Source organism: Bradyrhizobium sp. PRIMUS42, from assembly GCF_023006515.1.
Lineage (GTDB): Bacteria > Pseudomonadota > Alphaproteobacteria > Rhizobiales > Xanthobacteraceae > Bradyrhizobium.
This window is the reverse complement of record NZ_JALBGZ010001074.1, coordinates 1-1,506: the sequence shown is the minus strand read 5'-3', so window position 1 is coordinate 1,506 and position 1,506 is coordinate 1. Positions and strand designations below refer to the sequence as shown.

Below are 1,506 nucleotides of genomic sequence, written 5' to 3'. Positions count from 1 at the left end.
CTCCTGGGTCCCGGCTCTGCGCCGCAGCGCTTGCGCGCTGCAGCGCGTCCGGGACACGCGTGCAGAGCACGGGCGAGCCGGCATCCCCACGAATGTGGCGAGATCGCATCGGTTCAACAAAAAATCCCCTGTCGACGGTCGCCCGCGGTACCTTGATGAATCAACCCCGGTTGGTCCATAAGCGGCGTCCCGTGGTCGGTGGTTCGCCCCCGTATTGCGTGCTTGGATAGAGGAATTCTCGCGTGGCAAATATCAACCAGAAAATTGCGCAAGAGCTTGGGGTTCGGGCCGAGCAGGTCGAGGCGACGGTGACGCTGCTCGACGGCGGCGCCACGGTTCCCTTCATCGCCCGCTACCGCAAGGAAGCGACCGGTGCGCTCGACGACGCGCAATTGCGCACCCTGGAAGAGCGCCTGGGTTACCTGCGCGAGCTCGAAGACCGCCGCAAGGCCATCCTCGAATCAGTTCGGGAGCAGGGCAAGCTCGATGCCGCGCTCGAGGCCTCCATTCTCGCCGCCGACAGCAAGGCCCGCCTCGAAGACATCTATCTGCCGTTCAAGCCCAAGCGCCGCACCAAGGCGGAGATTGCCAAGGAAGCCGGCCTCGAGCCGCTCGCCAATCAGCTGATGGCGGAACCCACCAACGATCCCAAAGTCGTGGCGGAAAGCTTCGTCAACGCCGAGAAGGGCGTTGCGGATGCCACTGCTGCGCTGGACGGCGCCCGCGCCATCCTGGTCGAGCGGTTCGACGAGGACGCCGATTTGATCGGCGCGCTTCGCGAGGAGATGTGGACCAATGCGCGCATGGCGTCCAAGGTGCGCGACGGCAAGAAGACCGAGGGCGAAAAATTCGCCGACTATTTCGAGTTCTCCGAGCCGCTGACCAAATTGCCGTCGCACCGCATCCTCGCGATGTTCCGCGGCGAGAAGGAAGAGATCCTCGACCTGCAAATCCAGGCCGAGGCCGAGGCGCCGCCGCCGGGCGTGCCCAGCGCCTATGAATTGAAGATCATGAAGCGGTTCGGCATCGCCGACCTCAAGCGCGCCGGTGATCGCTGGCTGATCGACACCGTGCGCTGGGCCTGGCGCACCAAGATCCAGGTGCATCTCAACATCGACCTGCGCATGCGGCTGTGGAACGCCGCCGAGACCGAGGCCGTGCGCGTGTTCGCGTCCAATTTGCGCGATCTCTTGCTGGCCGCGCCTGCCGGCACCCGCGTCACCATGGGTCTCGATCCCGGCTACCGCACCGGCGTCAAGGTCGCCGTCACCGATGCAACCGGCAAGGTGGTCGATACCGCGGTGATCTATCCGCACGAGCCGCAGCGGCAGTGGAACGAGTCGCTCGCGATCCTCGGCAAGCTCGCGTTGAAGCACCGCGTCGAGCTGATCGCGATCGGCAAGAAGGAGGTCAACTCGCGCGGCTATTGCTCGTCGTTCAACTTCAAGGGTGCCGACCAGCAGAAGAAGGTCGGCGCGCTCTCCGGCGGTGAACGCAACCGCGTGC

At 65.0% G+C, this 1,506-nt stretch carries 1 protein-coding gene; it reads left to right on the top strand.

Annotated features, from left to right (window positions below; all coding sequences use genetic code 11):
* Nucleotides 1-242: 242 nt before the first annotated feature.
* The coding region (locus MOV75_RS37685; RefSeq protein WP_309487007.1) for a Tex-like N-terminal domain-containing protein at nt 243-1,506 on the top strand (1,264 nt) is incomplete at its 3' end.